We start from the raw sequence: 19,723 nt of genomic DNA on the forward strand, positions 1-19,723 counted from the left end.
CTCATGGCCGAGCGGGCCCACATATCGGCAATTAGAAGATCAAACGCTTGTTCAAATGTCAAGGCGCGATGGTGAGCCAAAAACCCTGTTACAGCTATGTTTCTATTGCATGTGTTGAGCGGTTGGCGTATTTGACGTCAACAGATGCATTCAAACAAGACATTGATTGGGGAGGGGTGATGGCCGGGACGTACGCTTTCGATGCACTGCCCGACACGCTGCACCATTTGCTGGATGAACAGGCGGCGCGGCACGGCGAGCGCACCTATGCGATGATGGGTGATACGACCTGGACCTATGCCGAGATCGCCGCCTTCTCGCTGCGTATCGCCTCGGGCCTCCAGAGCGCCGGCGTGCGCACAGGCGAGCGGGTCATGCTGATGCTCCCGCCCGGCGGGCTGCATTTGGGATTGTGGTTCGGGATCTCGCGGGTCGGCGCCGTGGAGACGCCGGTCAATCCGGCCTACAAGGGCATGCTCCTGCGTCAGTTGATCGAGACTGCTGAGCCGTCCCTGTGCGTGATCCACCAGGACTTCATCGTGGAATTCCGCTCGGCGGCCGAAGGCCTCGTGGCCCCGGATCGGATCGTTCTGCCGGACACGATCGAAAATGACATGCCCTTCGCGCCCCCGGCGGTCGAGGCCGATCCGCGACAGCCGTCCTGCATCGTCTTCACCTCCGGCACCACGGGCCGCTCCAAGGGCGTGGTGATGAGCCATCGCCACCAGATGTGCTTCGGCCAGTCATTCCGCGAGATCGCTGGACTCACGGAGGCGGATACCACCTACAATTTCCTGCCCTTCTTCCACGTGGCGGCGAAGTTCGTCGCACTCGGCACCATGCTGGCGGGAGGCCGCATGCTGCTGCGCTCGGTCTTCAGCGTCTCGAACTTCTGGACCGACGTTCGCGCCCATCAGGTTACGGTATCCGCGGCTGTCGGCGGCCTGTGCCACATGCTGAACAGCCAACCCCCGCGACCCGACGACGCCGAAAATCCGCTGCGGATCATCTATGCGGTGCCGGTTCCCTGGGAGTTCAAAGCGGACTTCCAGAACCGCTTCGGCGTCGAGTTCATCGAGGGCTATGGGGCGACCGAGTCCAATCTCGTCGCCTATTCACGCCTCTCGGACCCGACCCCGCGCGGCGCCGCCGGCCGGGCGAGCCCGCATTTCGAGATCGAGATCCAGGATGCCTTCGGTAATCGCGAGAAGCCGGGTCAGGCCGGCGAGATCTGCGTGCGCCCGCGCCACCCGGCGACCATGATGTCAGGCTACTTCGGCATGCCGGACAAAACTTTGGAAGTGCTCACCGATTGCTGGTTCCACACCGGCGACCGCGGATACCTGGACGAGAACGGCTACCTCTATTTCCTCGATCGTCAGAAGGACGCCATTCGGCGCCGGGGCGAGAACATCTCCTCGTTCGAGGTGGAGCGTGTCCTCAACGCCTTCCCCGCCATCTCCGAGTGCGCGGTCATTCCCATGCCTTCGGAAGTGGGCGAGGAGGAGGTGAAGGCGATCATCGTGCTGAAGGAGCCCGGCAGCGTGACGGCCGAGGACATCTTCCATTTCGCCATGGCCAACATGCCCTACTTCATGGTGCCGCGGTTCATCGAGTTCCGCAACGAGCTGCCGCGCACGCCGACCATGAAGATCCGCAAGACCGAGCTGAGGGTGCCGGGCAACTCGGAAGCCACCTGGGACTGCGAGAAGGTCGGGCTGAAGATCAGCCGCGCGGCTGCCGCCGCGGCCGCGCAGAAGGCGCGAAGCACGGGCTGAGTCCCCTAAGGGGGCGCCAGGAACCTCCCGTGCGGGGGAGACGAGCGGCAGCGGGCGCACCGGCGCCGGTCTCTCTCCGCGCGGTGCACGGGAAGCTCCAGAACACCGGACCGAGGACAACGCCATGACCTATCCGACGGCCACCGACCTGTTTCTCGACGATTTCTGCCTCGGCCAGGTGGCGGAGCGTCGCCACGTCATCGAAGATGCTCACATCGTGACGTTCGCCGGCCTCACCGGCGACTACCGCCCGCTGCATGTGGACGACGAATTCGCACGCGCTCGCGCTTCGGCCGGCGCCTTGCGCACGGGCTGCTCACCTCCTCCTTCATCACCGGCATCATCGGCATGGAGCTGCCCGGTCGCAACGGCATCTACATGAGCCAGACCCTGCGCTTCCGCCGTCCGGTTTTCATCGGCGACGAAATCCTCGTGCGCGCGACCATGGCGACCATCGACGAGGAAAAGTCCCGCATCACGCTCGCCACCAGCTGTCTGGTGGACGGCGAGGTCGTAGTGGAAGGCGAGGCGCTCATCTTCGTTCCGCGCCGCCCGCACCAACAGGCACCGGCCGCCTGAGGTCGCAAAAGGCGCGCAGCCGCGCCACGCATCACACAAGAACGCGGCCACCCCGAGGGCCCGCCGCCAAGATGGGAGAGACGTGTGCTAGACTTGACGCTTGAGGAGCGGGTCGTCACCGCTCGGCTGCGCGCCGCCGCCGAGCGAACGCCGGAGGCACCCTTCCTCCAATTCGGCGACGATGTCACAACCTACGGCGCCTTTCACCTGCGCACCAACCGCGTGGCCAACGCGCTGGCGGAGTGCGGGCTCGGAGCGTTCGCGAAGATCGCCGTGTTCGCCCGCAACTCCCCCGGCTTTCTCGACGCCTGGTATGGCGCCACGAAAATCGGCGCGATCTACGTGCCCATCAACACTGAGTACAAGGGCGAGATCCTGCGCTACCAGATCCATCACGCCGACGTCACCCACATCGTCATCGACCCGGAGTTCGTGGATCGCCTTGCCGATGTCATCGCCGGCCTCCCCCAGCTCAAACACGTCATTCTCACCCAGCCGGCGCCTGTGCCCGACGCCATCACGCGCCACGCCGACATTCACCTGCTGGGGGACTTCCTCGCGGCTCCGGATCGCGATCCCGGCGTCGAGGTGGCATACGACCACCCCCACGCCATCAGCTTCACGTCCGGCACCACCGGCCCGTCAAAGGGGGTGCTGTGCCTGAATGCCCACGTAACCACCTTCGCCCTCGACTGGATCCGCTTCCTGGCGTTCCGTCCGCACGAATCCATCTACACACCCCTCCCGCTGTTCCACGCGATCGGCGCCTGGCTGGGCGTGGTGCCGGCCATGCTCAGCGGCGCGCGCATCAGCGTCTCGGCGCGCTTCTCCGCCTCGGGCTATTGGGACGACGTGCGCCGCGCGAACGCCGACGTGGTGCACGGCATATTCTCCATGATTCCCATCCTGCTGAAGCAGCCGGAGCGAGCAGACGACGCCACGCAGCCGGCGCGCGCCTACTATATCGGCAACCGTAATCCCGCGTTCGAGGAACGCTTCAAGTGCCGGATCGTGGAGGTCTACGGCGCGACGGAGACCGGGATCGTCTCCGCTCACGACTTCGATGCGGAACGTCGGCCGAAATCCTGCGGCAAGCCCAACGTGGATACGTTTGACGTCGCCGTGCTCGACGACAAGGACCAGCCTGTTCCCACGGGCGAGGTGGGCGAGATCGCCGTGCGCCCGCGTCGGCCCTTTTCCATGGTCAAGGAGTACTACGGCCGCCCGGACGCCACGCTGGAAACCTTCCGGAACCTGTGGTTCCACACCGGCGACAACGGAAAACTGGATGAGGACGGATATCTCTACTTCGTCGACCGCAAGAAAGACGCGATTCGCCGCCGCGGCGAAAACATCTCCTCCTATGAGCTCGAGTTCGCGGTGAACCAGCATCCGGCCGTGATGGAGTGCGCGGCGGTCGCGGTGACGTCCGATCTCGGCGAAGACGAGGTCAAGGTCGTAGTGGTGTCGCGTCCCGGTGTGGAGCTGAGCGCGGAGGAGCTGTGGCGCTTCTGCGAGGCGACCATACCCCGCTTCTGGATCCCGAGCTTCATCGAATTCCGCGGCGAGCTGCCCAAGACGGCAAACCAGAAGATTCAGAAATTCCTGCTGAAGGACCGCGGCGACGACGCTTTGCTCTTCGAGCGGGACTGGAAGACCGGGGAGATCAGCGCGCGCTGAGACCTTCGCCCCAGAGTACCGGGCAAAGAAACGCCCGCGACCATGTCGCGGGCGAGTTGGCGGTCCGGCCCCAGGAGGATCGACCGGAGTCGCAAGAGAAAATCAGATGACGCCTGCGTCCCGCATCTCGCGGACCTCCTCTGCCGTGTATCCCACGGCCCCAAGCAATGACTCACTATCGGCGCCAAGCCGGGGCGCAGGACGGCAAGCATTGAAAGCCTTCCCATCGAATCGCAGCGGGCTTCCCGCATGCTTCAGCTTGCCCTCGATGGGATCGTCAATCTCAAGAACGATCCCGCGCGACGTCACGTGCTCGCACGCCATCGCTTCCCGCGCGGACAGCACAGGCGTCACGCACGCCTCCGATTTGGCGAACAGGTCCAGCCATTCGTGACGAGGCCGGGACAGAAAGGCCGTGGCAATTGCGGCACGCTGCGCGTCCTGCTCGACTCCCTCGACCCACTGACGGTCGATCCACTCGGGAATGCCCAGCACCTCGCAGAGATTGCGCCAGAACTTCGGCTCGTACGCGCCCACCACCACGTGCTTGCCGTCCGCCGTCTCATAGACACTGTAGAATGGCCGGTCGAAGGGAGCATCGAAGGGATTGTCCTCCTCGGCGAGCTCGGGCGCGTTCCACCGCGCCGTGACGAAGCTTGCCCAGGTGAGCAAGCCGTCGGCGACCGAAACATCGACGAAACGGCCCTTCCCGGAGCTGCGCGCCTCGACCAGCGCTGCGAGGATTCCGCCGAGCGCCATCAGCGATCCGCCTCCCACGTCCGCCAGCGGAATGCCGGTGGACCGGAGGTTCGTGGCGGATCCATTGACGAGCTGCAGGAGGCCCATCATGCCGGTGTAGTTGAGATCATGCGCTGCCAGCTTGGCGAGCGGGCCATCCTGTCCGAAGCCGGTGAGCGCGCACACGACGAGGCGCCGATTGCGGGCATGGAGCTCCGGCGGCGAGAGCCCGAGCCGGGCCATGACGCCGGGACGAAAGCCCTCCAGCAGGACATCGGCTCGCTCAGCCAGCCGCAGGAGCGCCTCTCGCCCTGCGGGCGCCTTCAGATCGAGCGTTATGCTCCTTTTGCCCCGGTTGAGCGCCAGGAACTGCACGCTCTGAGTCTTCACGACCGGTGGGATCCAGCGCCAGTAGTCGCCTTCACCCGGCTGTTCGACCTTGATCACCTCGGCGCCCATGTCGGCAAGCATTTGCGTGCAGAAGGCGCCGGGCAGGAGGCGGGTCAGGTCGAGAACCACAAGACCGGCGAGCGGCCCCGACGACTCTCGGCCTGATGTATCTTCAATGAGGATCTCGTCGGCATCTCCGACCCCGCCAAGCATATCCGGTCTCTCCTTGTAATAATATGGAAAATTTTATTGTGGAGATCACATTCCAGGGCGGCTGGTGATTGCGGACCGCGTAGGCAAAGGCTCGGAGAGCGAACTGCGATTCCATGTGTACGCCGCACCCTGCAGCTACTACATCCCGCTCGGGAGAATGAACCGCCAGAGGATCAAGGCACAACTAACAATCAAACGGTAGTTTGGGACACAAGAACTGTCAAGGCGGGAATCGAGTGCAAAGGCGAGATCGGCGAGCCCTTGGCGCGAGCCTGGGAACCCGACAAGCCCAGACGAACACACCGGCATCTCTCGCTTACAGGCTGCGGCCTGCAATGGGGAAGTGTGTGAAGGCCGCAGCCGGTCGCCGCTGCAAGGTAGAGGCCTCGCCGCCCGCCAAGCCCAGCGTCGGCATGCGGGCTGCACTCTCTGCCAAATCGGCACGAGCGAGCCCACAAGGTGCGCCAGCCTCTTTCAAACGCTCGGTAGATCGTCGTAAACTGCTTGCTTGGCTGGAGGAGATCGACCGGGTCGACCGGGCGGTGCCGTTCAGTGAGGCGGAGGCCAATTGGCGGGAAGAGGTCGGCGCATTGCCGCTGGCCGACCCATTGATGGCATCTGCACCTTGCGGGCTGGTGGAGAGTCGGGGAAGAGATGGCAACTGCATTGGCTCAGGGAGTGGCGCGTCGCGAAGTCGTCGTCGAAGCCGCAGCGAAGCAATTCGCCAAACACGGGTACGATGCAACCACGATGCGAAACATCGCCGCATCCACAGGTATCCTCCCCGGATCACTTTACTATTATTTTTCTTCGAAGGAGGAGCTTTTTGCCGCCGTCCACGAGCGGGCGATCAACCATATCTGCACAGGCGTCGTAAAGGCCATCAATCCGGAGGCTGATCCCTGGACGCGGCTCGAGCAGGCCTCGCGGGGCTACCTCGATGCAATGCTGAACAGCTCGATCTACGCAAGCCTGATCGTCACAGAATTTCCGCGGCGTCGCTCGAAGAAGCTGCGAGAGCGATTGATTGCAGACCGTCAGCGATTCGAACAGATGTTTGTTGAAATTATCGAGGAACTCCCGCTGGCGCGCGGCGTGGACCGCAGCTATTGGCGCCTCGCCCTCCTTGGCATGCTTGCATGGACATATGTCTGGTACAAGCCGTCGGGCGATCCACCTGGGGTGGTCGCCGGAAAACTCGTCTCTCTGTTGAGGGATCGCACGGCCGCCTGAGGCTGGACTCGCCGATATTAACTCGCCGGAGCGGTCCAACTTGGGCGGCAAATCCATCTGCACTCAATAAGTTGGAGGCAGGACCGGGCCGGCCAAGGCATGGCTTGCCGCAGCCCGTTTCCGCATTTTTTGCGCTAACCACTTCCATCAACATCGCAGCGGGTCCGGACGTCCCTCAACAGCCAAGGGCCAATGATCGCCAACGCTCCAGATGCACGGGATCTTGCGCCATTATGTCGTCAGATCAGCTTGACTCCTGGGAAGGGCTTTGCCGAGGGTGCGAGTTCCGTGTCCCCCCGAGACAGCCGGCCCTCCCTCAGCACCGCACGGCCACATGCGCAAGTCCCCCTTTCGCGCCGCGGCGGCAGCCCTTCTGACGCTACTCAGGATCAAACAACGTAAGACCAGAGACGTCCATAACCCCGATGAACATTGAGATTGGCAGTGTTGACATCGCTCATAATTCAAACTACCGTTTGATCATAAGAGCGGGCCCCAGCCCGACCATGAGGGGAGGACTGCAATGGACGATACTTCCGGCGCGGGGGTTTCCCGCAGACGTTTTCTTGGCCAGACCATCGGCGCCGCGGCATCTGCGAGCGTCATTGGATCGCCAGCATACCTGCGGAGCGCTGCGGCCCAGTCGAAGGCGGTGCATATTGGCGCATCGCTTCCTCTTACCGGCACCTATGAGAAGGTCTCTCGCATCTGCCGGGATGGCTACGAATTCTTTCTCAAGGCCAATAATGGCAAGATGATCGTTGCCGGCGAGCCGCGCGACGTCCGTCTAACCATCTATGACGACGAGAACAACGCCTCGCGCGCCGCGCAGCTCACGGAGCGGCTGATCAGCAGCGACAAGGTGGATCTGGTGCTCGGGACCTACGGCACCGACACGGTGCTGGCGCAGGGCGCAATTCTCCAGAAGAACGGCTGGGTGTTCTTGCAGTCGGGCGCGGCATCGCGCCGCGTGGACGAGGAAATCGGCGGGCGCACGGCCTTCACCTGCATCGGACCGCCGAGCACTTACGGCGTCGGCGTCGTGAATTTCCTTGCGCGCCAGCAGCCCAAGCCCGCGACCCTCGCAGTCGTGACCATGGACGATCCCGTCTATCACGAGATCGGACAGGGCGTGAAGGACAAGGCGGAGCAGCTGGGCATCAAGCTGGTGCAGGAAATCGTTCTGCCCATGAACGTACAGGATCTTCGCCCCGCCGCCCTCAAGCTGAAGAGCGCTGGCTCGGTGGATATCGTCTACAATACTGGCTGGGATCTCATCTGCGTGAAGCTGGTCCAGGAGATGTCCGCGCTCGGGGTCATTCCGAAGGCGTTCGTCGGCGGCCACTTGACCATGAGCCCCATCGTGCGCGAGACCCTTGGACCGAAGATGGATGGCATCGTCGGATCGACCTTCTGGGCTCCTCAGCTGAGGTATTCGGACCAGATTTTCCCGTCTGGCACCGCATTCGCCGAAAAATTCAAGGCCGTGTTCGGTTATATGCCCACCTATCATGCGGTCTATACGTATATCCTTCCCTGGATTTACCAGGAGGCTCTGAAGGACGCGGATCCCAAAGACCCCTTCAACCAAGCCGAGCTGCGCAGGACGCTGGCGACGTTCAAGCGCGACAACTCCATGTGGGGGCCGATCTCGTTCAACGAGAAGGGACGGATCAAGGTGGACGCCGCGCCGGCCATTCAGTGGATCGGTAAGCCCGCCGAGCCGCTGGTGGTGGAGCCGAAGGACATGGCCCAGTCCCCCGGCGTCTATCCCATGCCCGCATGGTGATGCACGCCGGGGCTGCGGCGTTGCGCGTGCTGTCCAACTGATCTGGGTTCCGGCCGCGCCCCTTCAATGAAAAGTGCCGGGTCAGGAAGATGGGTATGCTAGCGCTCCAACGGTGCGGCGCCGACCCGGTGGCGCAGATCGTCTCCCCGGAAGGCATGGCCTAGGCCCACGGCGCCTCCCCGAGGTGCCGCGGTGAACGTGCCCCGTGATCATGGCTGGTCGAGCGCTTCGCCAATCGAGGAAAAGCGATGGAAGACGTAATCATCTACGGACTGCTGCGCGGCGGCATCTATGCGCTGGCCGCGTTCGGGTTCAGCCTAGTCCTCGGCGTCATCGGCATCGTCAATTTCGCACACGGGGCGTTGGTCGTGTTCGGGGGACTGCTGACGCACTACCTGGCGACCAAGTTTGCCCTCCCCTATGTGCCCGCCCTGCTGCTGGCGGCGGTGATGACCGGCCTGCTGGCGGGTCTGATCCAACGTCTGTTCATCGCCAGGACCTTTACGTCCGAGCCGCTGATGGTGCTGGTCCAGACCTTCGGCATTGCGACCGTCGTCACCGAGCTGGGCATCCACTATTGGGGATCCCAGGAGCGAGTCCTGCGTGTGGAAACGGGTCTGCCTCCGGGCTTCTTCATCGGCAACACCTTCGTGCCCTCGTTCGACTTCCTGCTGTTCCTGCTCAGCCTGATCTCGGCCGGCGTGCTCTACCTGCTCATCCAGAAGACGCGCTTCGGCCGCGCCGTGCGGGCCTGCCGCGACGAGCGGCAGTCGGCCCAGCTCAACGGCATCAACCTGTCGCGCACCTTCGAGCAGACGATGTTCGTCTCCGGCGCCTGGTCTGGGCTTGCGGGCGGCATGTTCATCGCCTTGAGCCCGCTCGCGCCCTATATGGACTTCGACTGGACCATCAATTCCTTCCTCGTCATGGTCATCGGCGGGTTGGGAAGCATGGTCGGCGTCTTGGTCGGCGGCCTCATCTTCGGAGTTCTGGCGTTCGCGTCCTCCTTCTACTTTCCGACGATCGCGCCGTCGGTCACTTTCTCCGTTCTTCTCCTGTTTCTCCTGTTCCGGCCGGAGGGATTGTTCCGCACCGGTCAGGGGGCGAGGAAATGATGATGCGCTCCCTCTTAGATCGATCTGGGAGCACCGGCGCGGCCAGGCTCCGCATTCAGTTCGCATGGCTGGCACTGTTCGCGCTCGCGCTCATGCCGCTGCCGTTTCTCCTGAACGATTACTGGATCCGCGTGGCGGTGTTCGTGCTGATCAATATCGGGCTCGCCTCAGCCTGGAACGTCATTGGCGGCTTCGCGGGCTATGCCAGCTTCGGGCATGGCGTGTTCTTCGGCCTCGGCGCGTTCGTCGGAGCGATCGGCATCGTGCGCTACGGGCTGCCGCTCCCGGTGGTGATGATCGGCGGCGGTCTCGTGACAGGTGTTCTCGCCCTTCTGTTCACGCCCATCTTCAAGCAGCGTGGCCTCTACTTCGCATTGTCCAGCCTCGCGGTGCTGCTCATCTTCGACAACGTCCTCCAACGCTGGAGTGTCACACGGGGTCTGCGCCAATATGACGTCGGCTGGAGCGTCGAGACCTCGCTGAGCCTGGACGCCTTCTACTACACCTTCCTTGGCCTCACCGTGGTGCTGATCGGCTCGGTCATCCTGCTGGCACGCTCACGGATAGGTTATGCGCTGCACGCGCTGCGGCGCGACGAGGTGCTCGCCTCCTCCATCGGCATCCGGGTGCTGAAGTACAAGGTCATCGCCTTCGTCTTCAGCGCCGCCTGGCCAGGGGTTCTAGGTGCCGCCTTCGCGCCCTTCATCTCGTTCGTCTCGGTGCAGAGCGTGCTCGACATGAAGTTCACGTTGAACATGATCCTCGCTACACTGTTCGGCGGTGCGGGGACGGTAATCGGGCCGGTCGTGGGCGCGATCGCTTTGTCGGTGATCGATCAGCTCACCTGGGGCAATTTTCTCGAATATCACCGTCTCATCTTCGGCGCGCTCATCGTCGCCATCACCACGTTCGCGCCCGGCGGGCTGGTGAGCCTCTTCCGCTCCTTCACCCGTCGGGCGCCCAAGGCACTTGCCGAGACGACCCCTCCCATTGTTAAGATCAAGGTGGGCTCATGAGCGGCGCTCGAACTCCCCTGCTCGAGGTGGAGCACGCCTCCCGCAACTTCGGCGGCGTCGTCGCCCTGAGGGACGTGTCCTTCCAAGTGTTTCCCGATGAGGTGGTCGGCCTCATCGGCCCGAACGGGGCCGGCAAGACCACGCTGTTCAATCTCATCTCCGGGCTGCTGCCACTGTCCGGCGGCGACATACGCCTTCAGGGACAGTCCCTGTCCCAGCTGCGGCCGGACCAGATCTGCGCCCGTGGCGCTGTACGCACGTTCCAGGCGGCTTCGCTGCTCGGCAACATGACGGTGTGGGACAATGTCCACGTCGCCAGCCTGTTCCGCGGAAATGGCGGTCGGGCTGGGCCCTCCGCCGCCGCGTGCACGGCCGACGCGCTGCGCCTGTGCGAGATCGAACATCTGGCGGACATGGCGGCCGAGCAGGTGACGGTCGGCGACCAGAAGCGCATCGAGATTGCACGAGCGGTCGCGTCCGGGCCGCGGCTGCTGATGACGGACGAGATCCTGGCCGGCCTGAACCCCACCGACGGCGCGCAGATCCTCGAGATCCTGCGCAAGGTCCGGCGTCAGGGCATCAGCATCATCTTCGTGGAGCATGACATGCGCTCGGTCATGTCGCTGAGCGACCGCGTGGTGGTGATCGCCCAAGGCCTCAAGATTGCCGACGGCCCGCCCAGCGAGGTCGCCCGCTCGCCCGAAGTGATCTCGGTCTACCTCGGAGGGCGCTATGCTCAGGGTGTCTAACTTCACCGGCGGCTACCGGCGCGGCGTCGCCATCATCGAGGGGATCTCCTTCGACATCGGCCGCACGCCGGTCACCAGCATCGTCGGCTCGAACGGCGCCGGCAAGACGACCCTGCTGCGCGGCATCGGTGGCCTGCTGAGCTGGCACAGCGGCGAGATCCATTTCGACGGGCGGCGGATCGACCAGTTGCCCGCCCACGAGATCGCACGGCTCGGCATCCGCATGGTGCCGAGCGGACGTGGCACCTTTCCCAGCATGACGGTGCTGGAGAACTTGCAGGTCGGCGGCCATCACCTCGGTGCCGCCGAGCGCGCCGCCCGGGCGGATCGCGAGATGCAGCGCTTTCCCCGCCTGCGTGAGCGCTGGTCGCAGCAGGCCGGCATGCTCTCGGGTGGCGAGCAGCAGATGCTCGCCATCGCGCGAGCGATGATGAGCGATCCGCGCCTCCTCATCCTCGACGAGCCGTCCCAGGGCCTCGCCCCTATCGTTGTGGACCAGATCTTCGAGCTCATCCCCTCCCTCGCAGGGCAGAACGCGCACGTGCTGCTGGTGGAGCAGGACGTGGGCCGCGGCCTCGAGGTGAGCGAGGAAGTCTTCGTGATCGAGAAAGGTCGCGTGACCCTGTCGGGTCGCAGCGCCGACATGGTGAACAACGACAAGATCCGGGAGTCCTATCTTGGCCTTGGCTGACATGGAGAAAGGCGCGGCGGTCGCCGCGCCGGCAGCGCCGTTGCTGATGACCCCACTCAAGCTGCGCGACCTGGAGCTGAAGGGCCGCGTCATGATCTCCCCCATGTGCATGTACAGCGCGCGCGAGGGGTGGATGGATGATTTCCACCTCGTCCATCTCGGCCGCTTCGCCCTGGGCGGCGCGGCGCTGGTGATGGCAGAGGCGACAGCGGTCTCGCGCGTGGGCCGCATCACCCACGGCTGCGCCGGGCTCTGGGACGACGGGCAGGTCGCGCCCCTGAAACGGGTCTGTGATTTCCTTCACCGCTTCGGTGCGGCCGCCGGCGTCCAGCTCTCCCATGCCGGCTTCAAGGCCGCGTCGCAGCGTCCATGGGAGGGCGGCCTCGGCCTCACCGGCCAGGACCTCGAAGCGCGCGGCGAGGGCCCGTGGGATCCCCTCGGCGTGACGTTCGCGCCGTTCGACGATGGCTGGCCGCCTCCGGCCGCCATGACCATCGCGGACATCCAGGCGGTGGTGGGCGAGTTTGCCGCAGCTGCACGGCGGGCGGACGCGGCGGGCGTGGACGTCATCGAGCTGCACTGCGCCCACGGCTATCTGCTGCACTCCTTCCTGTCGCCGATCGCCAACACCCGCGACGATGCCTATGGGGGCGAGATCGAGGGGCGCATCCGCTTTCCGCTGGAGGTGGTCTCGGCTGTGCGTGCCGTCTGGCCCGCAGGCAAGCCTCTGTTCGTGCGCATTTCGAGCGTCGATGGCATCGACGTGGGGTGGTCGATCGAGGATTCGATCACGTTCTGCAAACGCTTGAAGGCGCTGGGCGTGGACGTCATCGACTGCTCGTCCGGCGGGATGAAACTGCCGTCGCAGCAAAGCTTCGTTTGGCGGGGGCCGGGCTTCCATGTTCCGTTCGCCGCGCGCATTCGGCAGGAGGTGGGCATTCCCACCGTCGCGGTCGGCCTCATCACCGCGCCGGTCCAAGCGGAGGCTGTGCTGGCGGAGGGCAAGGCCGACATCGTCGCCATCGCGCGCGAGGCGCTGTTCGATCCCAACTGGGCGCTGAAGGCGGAACTCGAGCTTGGCGGCGCGTCGGCGTGGAGTCGCTGGGCCGAGCCGTTCGGCTGGTGGCTCGTGCGCCGTTCGCGCCAGCGCAAGGACGCCTATTCCACCCCGCGGCCGCCCGCGCCATAGGGCGGCGGGGTGGGGGGGCGCGCGTCGCCGGACAGGATTGGCAGGTGCGGGCCGCCCCGCCGCGCGGGGCGGTGGCGTTCGGGACAAAGGATGGAGACCGCTTGGTGATGCGTAAGGTCGTCTTACTTCACAAACGCAGCGCCGGGAGCGCCGTGGATCGATTCCAGTCCGACCTCGCCGGGCTATGCGAGCAGGACCCCGACATCACCGGCCTGTCGCGTTATGTCCAGTCGCACACGCTGCTGCAGGGCTATCGCAAGGGCGAATTGCTGTTCGACGCGGTGGAGGAGTTCAGCTTCGCCTGCCTCGAGGGCGCCGCCGCCTTCCAGGCGAGCCCCGCCTTCGCGCAGATCCGCGCGGCGCGCGCAGCGCTTACCGCCGCGGCCGCGGGCGTAGAGATGGTGGTCGACGTCCACCGGGTGAAGAGCCGGCCAGTGCCGCAGGGCGCGCTGAAAAACATAGAGTTCGTCAATCGCCGCCCCACCGTCGCACTCTCAGCCTTCCGCCGCTATTGGCGCGAAGTGCACGGGCCGCTCGGCGCGACCATCCCCTCCATGCTGCGCTACGAGCAGAACCACCTCGCGCCCGAGGCCTATCTGCCGGACGAGCCGGCGCCCCGCTTCGACGGGCTGGCCATCACCTGGTTCGCCTCCACCGCCGCCATGCGCGCTGGCGCGGAGACGGAGGAGTATGCCGTCACCCGCGCAGACGAAGCGGCGTTCCTGCCGGACGGGCACCTGCCCATCATCATCACCCGGGAGGTGCTGGAGCGCTGAGGGAGGCTCCACTGGCAACGGAAAAGACAGCCTGGGCGGGCACAGCACCATGCCGATAAGTCAGGACCTCGGCGCATTCGTCGCGAGCCTCACAGCGGACGCTATTCCTGAGCCGGTGATGGAGAGCACGCGCCGGGCGCTGCTCAACGCCTGCGGCATCGCGCTGGGCTGCTTCACCACCCCCTATGCCGGCGTGGCGCGTGCCGCGGCGCTCGCTGCCGACGGCGAGGTCGCCGGCGGAGCCACCCTATTGGGCGACGGCCGACGCACCACCATCGGCGCCGCGACCCTTGCCAATGCCGCTCTGTTCCACGGCCGCGCCCAGGAGGACACCCTGGGCGGCGCCCACATCGGCACGGTGGTCATTCCCCTTCTCATCGCCCTGTTCGAGGCGCGCCGGCTGCCACCGGCCCGGCTCCTCCCCAGCATCCTCGCCGCCTATGAAGTGGCAGGACGGCTGGAGCAGGTCTATGCGCCGGTCACCACGCCGATCGGCTTCCGCGGCACGCCGCTCTACGGCACCATCGGCGCGGCGGCGGCCGTGGCGCGGGCCCTGGAGCTACCGCCCGAGCGCGTCGGTGCGGCCATCGCCACCGCGGCGTCACTCACCGGGGGCACCCTTCAGAGCTTCGGCGACGGCACCGACGAGTGGCGCTACCAGCCGGGCCTCGCCGCCCGCACCGGCTGGATGGCGGCCGAGCTCGCCGCGGCCGGCGCCGTAGCCTCGCCCAACGCATTCGAGGGCAAGGCTGGGTTCGCCCGTGTGTATGCGCGTCAGGAGGCCGACGCAGCAGCGCTGGTGGCCCCGCTGGGGCGTTCGTGGTCGATCCTGCGCAACGCGTTCAAGCGCTACCCCGTATGTGCCTACAACCAGACGCTGGTCTCCACTACGCTGGCACTCCGGCCCGTTGCCGTGGCTGATATCGCCGCCGTGGAGGTCCGCATGAATCCGTTCGAGCTCGGGCTTCCAGGGATGCTATATCGCGGCCCATTCCAGTTCGTGGGGCAGACGTTGATGAGCGTCGCCTTCGGCGCGGCGGCAACGCTGGTCCACGGCATCCCCACCCTCGCGGTGATGAGCGCCTTCGACGATGCGGCCGTGCAGGCGCTGATCGGGAAGATCACCGTCGTTCCGGACGAGACTGTCGAGACCTTCAGTTGCTCCGTGATGCTTGGACTGGCTGACGGTACCACGCGCTCCCACACGATCCGCGCCCGCGGCGAGGACATGAACCTCGACCGGACCGCCCTCCTCGACGTGCTGGTGCGCGTCGCGGCAGAAGGCGGCATCGGCCGACAGCCGGTCGAACGGCTGGACCGGCTCGTGTTCAAGATCGAACACCACTCCGACCTCAGCGCGCTCGTGCAGATCTTCGCCGAGGCCGCCGCGGTCCACCAGCCGCGCAGCCGCATCGTCTAGTCGCGTGCACGCCAGCCGCACCACCACGTCTCCCGCGCGCCTGCGCCAAAGCTCCCGAGGATAGTGATGGACACTCTGACCGACGAACAGCAGCAGCTGAAGCAGCAGTTCACCGTCGAGCGCGGCTACTGGAACGATTTCTGGAACGGCCTGCTGACCCTGAGCCCCGAGTTCTTTAAGGCTTATCTTGAATTCTCCACCATACCGTGGAGGAGCGGGCCGCTCGCGCCGAAGGTGAAGGAGTTCATCTATATCGCCATCGATGCGGCGACGACGCACCTCTATGAGCCCGGCCTGCGCATCCACATCCAGAACGCGCTCAGGTACGGCGCAACCAAGGAAGAGATCATGGAGGTCTACCAGCTGACCTCCGTGCTCGGGATGCACACCTGCACCATGGGCGTGCCTGCGCTCCTGGACGAGCTCAGGACTGCCGGACGCGGCGCCGAACTGGAGGGCGAGCTCTCGCCCGAACAGCTGGATCTGCAGGCACGCTTCACTGAAAACCGCGGCTGCTGGAATCCGTTTTGGGACGGCCTGCTCAGGCTCGACCCACGGTTCTTCAAGGCCTATCTCGAATTCTCCACGATACCGTGGAAAAATGGTCCGCTTGAGCCCAAGGTGAAAGAGTTCATCTATATCGCCATTGATGCGGCGACCACGCACCTCTATGAGCCCGGTCTGCGCATCCATATCCAGAACGCACTGAAGTACGGTGCCACCAAGGAGGAGATCATGGAGGTCTATCAACTCACCTCCGTGCTCGGGATGCACACCTGCACCATGGGCGTGCCGGTCCTGCTGGATGAGCTTAAGAGGGCGGGCAATTGAGCGAAGGCCTTTGACGTGCTCCCCTGAGTTCCTGCCACGGATAAGTTGGGTCCTTCGATCAGGAGAAGGACCATGCGGCGCAGCCGTTTCAGCGAGGAGTAGATCATCTCGGTGCGGAAGGAGCACGAGGCGGGGATGAAGACCGGCGACGTGTGCCGCAAGCACGGGATCTCGGACGCCACGCTCTACAAGTGGAAGGCGAAGTACGGGGGCATGACGGCCTCCGAGACGGCACGGCTCCGCACGCTTGAGGAGGAGAACCGGCGGCTGAAGAAGCTGCTGGCCGAGCAGATGCTCGACAATGCGGTACTGAAGGATCTGCTCGGAAAAACTGATCTCGCCTGCGGCGCGGTTCGCGACGGTGAAGCGTGTGATCGACGATCACGGCTCGCCGCCATGTCGCCCCGGAAGGGGACATGCGATTTCCAATTTCGCGCGGCCCTTCTCCGGCGTCAGCCGCCCTGATCCTTCTTGGCCAGATTGATGGGCCGGGCTCCGCGCGATCGCGGGCCACAAGATTGTGCTCGGCGAACCCGGCAGGGGCAAAAGCACGCCGATGCGCGAGCTCGGGCGGCGGTTCGGCGTCGAACCTGTCCCCGCGGTCCGGCGTATCAGCGCCTGAGGCCCGGCCCAATTGGTGCCGGCCGGCAAGCCGGTGCGGATCAAGGGTCCCGACGCGGCGATGCCGCGGCGCGCGGGCGAGGCAACCGACGCGATTCGGGCACAGCTCAAGGTCGCCTGCACCCCAGGGCGAACAGTCAACGCGCAGGTTGACAGCGCCTGCCGCCCCCGCCTGCCGGCGCCGCCCCCAACGCGTGTAGGACATGCGTGCTGCACGCGCCGCAATTCCGGTGGGGCCTCCACTGCGATCGGAGCCTCACGGCGGACACGCCATCTGGACACGGGCCATGCAGCGACGGGGCCGCCGCGCCATCATGCGGGTTCGTCCTCCCGGATGATCGGCATGGTCAGGCAGTGAAGGGTCCCGCTGTTGCGGGGGAAGGTGAGCGTGTCGAGGTCCACGCCGACCACCTCGAGGCCGAGATCCTCGAGCAGGCGCCTGCCGCGACGGCGCTGCTCCTGAACGCCGTCATCATAGAGCACCCGTCCGGGGCGCAGCACCACGGTGCCCTCCACGTAGGTGCCGGCGGGCTTGTCGATCACCTCGCATCGGGCATCGCGCGAGAGCCAGGCACCGAACCAGTCGGGCACGCAGGAGCGGTCGAGCACGGCGGTGCGCACATTCACCATGGTCAGGGGCACGTCGAGGTGGCCCGAGGGGTGCTTCACCTCGACGAAGCGGACGTCCACGTCCGGGTCGGCGGCCAGGACGACCTCCTTCACCTGCCGCGCACCCTCGGCGTTGCCGCGCGGCGTGATGCCGATGGCGAGGTGCTTGGGCGTCACCCAAACCACGCTGCCGCCCTCCATCGTGGCAGAACCGTTGAGCGTGTGCAGGATCGGGCAGCCGATGGCGGCGTAGGTCTGGGCGGTGGGCTGCTCCTCGCCCCGCCGGAGGGCATCATAGAGGCGCCCGATGATGACGCCGCCCCTGACCGTGAAGGACGGATCGCGGGTGTAGATCGACTTCACGAGGCGGGCGCCGGCTGGTGCCTCGGGCTTGCGCAGCACCACCTCGACGCCTTCCGCCTGCAGCGCGGCGACAAGTCGCTCATGGGCCGCGATCATGGCGGACAGCTCGGGCTTCTCGGTGTAGCGCCAGCGCGAGAGCGGCTCGGCGATGGCGCCGATCTCGGGACCCGGCCGATGAAGCAGGACCGAGCGCAGGCGCCCGACCTCCGTCGGCGCGCCCCAGGGGCGGCCCCAGTAGTGGGCAACCTCGTCCTCGAAGCGGGTGGTGAGTGGCGGATGATCCTTCAGATAGATCGCACCAAATTCGGCGATCTTTGCCGTGATGTCGGGAGCTGTTGCGCTCTCTGACATTGTTGTTCTCCTTCTTCTACTTGTCCACACCGCCGGATCCGGTCGAGATCCGAGGATCAGTAGAGAAAAAGGCTAGGATGGAGGTGCCGCGCCCGTCCAATAATGAAAGGCGCCGCTCTCATATCGCATTTCATATACTCGCCGGGCGTCGGGGAGATAATGGTCCCGTGAAGGCCAGGGCCGGGCAGGGGGCGGCGCGGACCGAGCCCGCCGCATCGGCAGCCGTTTCTTTTATAATTATCAAACTTACGTTTATCACATTGATATTGTGGCAGGCATTCCCTTCGCCGATCATGATCCATCAAGACCCAGCCGGCGCCTGTCGAGGCCCCACTTTCCGGGAGATCCAGCGATGAACTTGCGAGCTTACGCCGGGTGTTTGACCGCGGCCGCCGTCGGCGTCTTCCTGGGAGCGGGCGCGGCGCTTGCGCAGGGCACGGTCACCATCGGTGCGGTGGGGCCCTTCTCTGGCCCTTCCGCCACCTCCGGGCTCGCCATGAAGAAGAGCTGGGACTATGTGACCGGCAAAATCAACGCGGCAGGGGGGATCGAGATCGACGGCAAGAAGAAGCAGATCAAGATCATCTTTGAGGACGACCAGTCAAAGCCCGAAGTGGGGGTGAGCGCGGCCCAGAAGCTCCTCACCCGCGACACTGTGGACATCCTGCTCGCGGGCCTGTTCAACAGCTCGGTGACCCTCGCCATCATGGAGCTGGCGCCGGACTACGATGACAAGATCTTCTACAGTGGCCAGTCGGTGAGCTCCGCCATCGCTGGCCGCATCCGTGCCGAACCCGCGAAATTCAAGCATTTCTGGAAGTTCGGCTACAACAGCGACGCGCTCGGCTCGACCGTGGTGGGGACCATCACCGACCTCGCCAGGGATGGCAAGATCCCGGCAAAGGCCAAGACCATCGCCTTTGTCGTGGAGGACACGGACTATAGCCGCTCCAACATCGAGGTGATGAAGCCGGATTTCGCCGCCGACGGGTGGAAGATCATCGCCACCGAGGCGGTGCCGCTCGGCTATGCGGACTTCTATCCGCAAATCTCCAAGCTGAAGCAGCTCAATCCGGACGTCATCATCTCCATCTTTACGGCGGCGAATTCCGGGGCGGCCCTGGTGCGCCAGCTCGACGAGCAGAAGATGGCGACCACCCACATGGCGGTCTACTATCCAGGGCTCAAGGAATTCCGCGAGGCCGTGGGGCCGCTCGCCAACGGGCTGCTCTACACGCCGCTCCTGGTGGATGCCGAGGGCAGCGCCGCGCACCGCGCCTTCGCCGCCGAAATGGTGGCCAACGGCATGGCGGCCTCGCTGGATTACGGCCTCGGCATCTGCAACGCCCAGGTGCTGATGGACGCGCTCGCCCGGGCGAAGAGCGTGAACGCGGACAAGCTCAGCGCCGCCCTGGAGAAGACCGACTACAACTGCGCCATCGGTCGCTGGGTGTTCGATCCCAAGAGCCACTCGCCGCGGGTGGGCAAGGACTATTTCGTGCTGCCCGCGGCGCAGATCCAGGACGGCGTGCCGCGCATCGTCTGGCCGGCCGACCGCGCCGCGGTGCCCTTCAAGCCGCGCGCCTGACACC

The 19,723-nt window shown here is 65.3% G+C and carries 15 protein-coding genes and 2 pseudogenes; 15 read left to right on the forward strand and 2 right to left on the reverse strand.

Features of this window, described 5'->3' with window-relative positions:
• The first annotated feature begins 47 nt into the window (after positions 1-47).
• The 3 genes and pseudogenes from ABLE88_RS23415 (at position 48) to ABLE88_RS23425 (ending at position 4,037) form a co-directional block, all read left to right on the forward strand.
• Positions 48-1,778, forward strand: a complete 1,731-nt coding sequence (locus ABLE88_RS23415; protein ID WP_348834325.1) for an AMP-binding protein — start codon at positions 48-50, stop codon at positions 1,776-1,778.
• Positions 1,779-1,902: 124 nt separating this feature from the next.
• Positions 1,903-2,357, forward strand: a pseudogene (locus ABLE88_RS23420) (MaoC family dehydratase).
• A gap of 84 nt (positions 2,358-2,441) precedes the next feature.
• Complete coding sequence (locus ABLE88_RS23425) at positions 2,442-4,037, forward strand: AMP-binding protein (protein ID WP_348834327.1); 1,596 nt, start codon at positions 2,442-2,444, stop codon at positions 4,035-4,037.
• A gap of 102 nt (positions 4,038-4,139) precedes the next feature.
• Here ABLE88_RS23425 and ABLE88_RS23430 read toward each other — a convergent pair whose 3' ends face one another.
• Entirely contained in the window at positions 4,140-5,378 is a 1,239-nt protein-coding gene (locus ABLE88_RS23430) for a CaiB/BaiF CoA transferase family protein (protein WP_348834329.1), read from the reverse strand.
• Positions 5,379-6,032: 654 nt separating this feature from the next.
• Here ABLE88_RS23430 and ABLE88_RS23435 point away from each other — a divergent pair.
• The 11 genes and pseudogenes from ABLE88_RS23435 to ABLE88_RS23485 form a co-directional block, all read left to right on the forward strand.
• Positions 6,033-6,611 carry a TetR/AcrR family transcriptional regulator gene (locus tag ABLE88_RS23435; RefSeq protein WP_348834330.1) on the forward strand — a complete coding sequence of 193 codons (579 nt, stop codon included), beginning with the start codon at positions 6,033-6,035 and terminating at the stop codon, positions 6,609-6,611.
• Positions 6,612-7,134: 523 nt separating this feature from the next.
• Positions 7,135-8,400: an amino acid ABC transporter substrate-binding protein gene (locus ABLE88_RS23440; RefSeq protein WP_348834332.1), complete on the forward strand. Its 1,266-nt coding sequence runs from the start codon at positions 7,135-7,137 to the stop codon at positions 8,398-8,400.
• Positions 8,401-8,648: 248 nt separating this feature from the next.
• A complete protein-coding gene (locus ABLE88_RS23445; protein ID WP_348834333.1) occupies positions 8,649-9,515 on the forward strand; it encodes a branched-chain amino acid ABC transporter permease in 867 nt (288 codons plus the stop codon).
• Positions 9,512-10,531, forward strand: coding sequence for a branched-chain amino acid ABC transporter permease (locus tag ABLE88_RS23450; RefSeq protein WP_348834335.1), 1,020 nt, complete (start codon positions 9,512-9,514; stop codon positions 10,529-10,531). Before ABLE88_RS23445 ends, ABLE88_RS23450 begins: the two co-directional genes overlap by 4 nt.
• Positions 10,528-11,280, forward strand: coding sequence for an ABC transporter ATP-binding protein (locus tag ABLE88_RS23455; protein WP_348834336.1), 753 nt, complete (start codon positions 10,528-10,530; stop codon positions 11,278-11,280). Before ABLE88_RS23450 ends, ABLE88_RS23455 begins: the two co-directional genes overlap by 4 nt.
• Positions 11,264-11,971, forward strand: coding sequence for an ABC transporter ATP-binding protein (locus ABLE88_RS23460; protein ID WP_348834338.1), 708 nt, complete (start codon positions 11,264-11,266; stop codon positions 11,969-11,971). Before ABLE88_RS23455 ends, ABLE88_RS23460 begins: the two co-directional genes overlap by 17 nt.
• Complete coding sequence (locus ABLE88_RS23465; protein ID WP_348834340.1) at positions 11,958-13,160, forward strand: NADH:flavin oxidoreductase/NADH oxidase; 1,203 nt, start codon at positions 11,958-11,960, stop codon at positions 13,158-13,160. The genes ABLE88_RS23460 and ABLE88_RS23465 overlap by 14 nt, the downstream gene beginning before the upstream one ends.
• 152 nt (positions 13,161-13,312) lie before the next feature.
• Positions 13,313-13,936: an EthD domain-containing protein gene (locus ABLE88_RS23470; RefSeq protein ID WP_348834342.1), complete on the forward strand. Its 624-nt coding sequence runs from the start codon at positions 13,313-13,315 to the stop codon at positions 13,934-13,936.
• A 49-nt stretch (positions 13,937-13,985) separates the two neighbouring features.
• Positions 13,986-15,356: an MmgE/PrpD family protein gene (locus tag ABLE88_RS23475; protein WP_348834344.1), complete on the forward strand. Its 1,371-nt coding sequence runs from the start codon at positions 13,986-13,988 to the stop codon at positions 15,354-15,356.
• 66 nt (positions 15,357-15,422) lie between these two features.
• The gene (locus tag ABLE88_RS23480; protein WP_348834345.1) at positions 15,423-16,187 is read left to right on the forward strand and encodes a carboxymuconolactone decarboxylase family protein; all 765 of its coding nucleotides are present in this window, start codon (positions 15,423-15,425) and stop codon (positions 16,185-16,187) included.
• 102 nt (positions 16,188-16,289) lie between these two features.
• Positions 16,290-16,547: pseudogene (locus ABLE88_RS23485) on the forward strand (transposase); the annotation flags it as partial.
• 573 nt (positions 16,548-17,120) lie between these two features.
• Here the strand turns inward: ABLE88_RS23485 and ABLE88_RS23490 are convergent.
• On the reverse strand, positions 17,121-18,131 hold the full coding sequence (locus ABLE88_RS23490; protein WP_348834347.1) for a dimethylarginine dimethylaminohydrolase family protein: 1,011 nt from the start codon (positions 18,129-18,131) through the stop codon (positions 17,121-17,123).
• Positions 18,132-18,483: 352 nt separating this feature from the next.
• Between ABLE88_RS23490 and ABLE88_RS23495 the strand changes: the two genes are divergently transcribed.
• The gene (locus ABLE88_RS23495) at positions 18,484-19,719 is read left to right on the forward strand and encodes an ABC transporter substrate-binding protein (protein WP_348834349.1); all 1,236 of its coding nucleotides are present in this window, start codon (positions 18,484-18,486) and stop codon (positions 19,717-19,719) included.
• Positions 19,720-19,723: the final 4 nt, after the last annotated feature.

Origin of the sequence: Xanthobacter luteus (assembly GCF_040049235.1) — a bacterium.
In the GTDB taxonomy this organism is placed as follows: Bacteria; Pseudomonadota; Alphaproteobacteria; order Rhizobiales; family Xanthobacteraceae; genus Xanthobacter.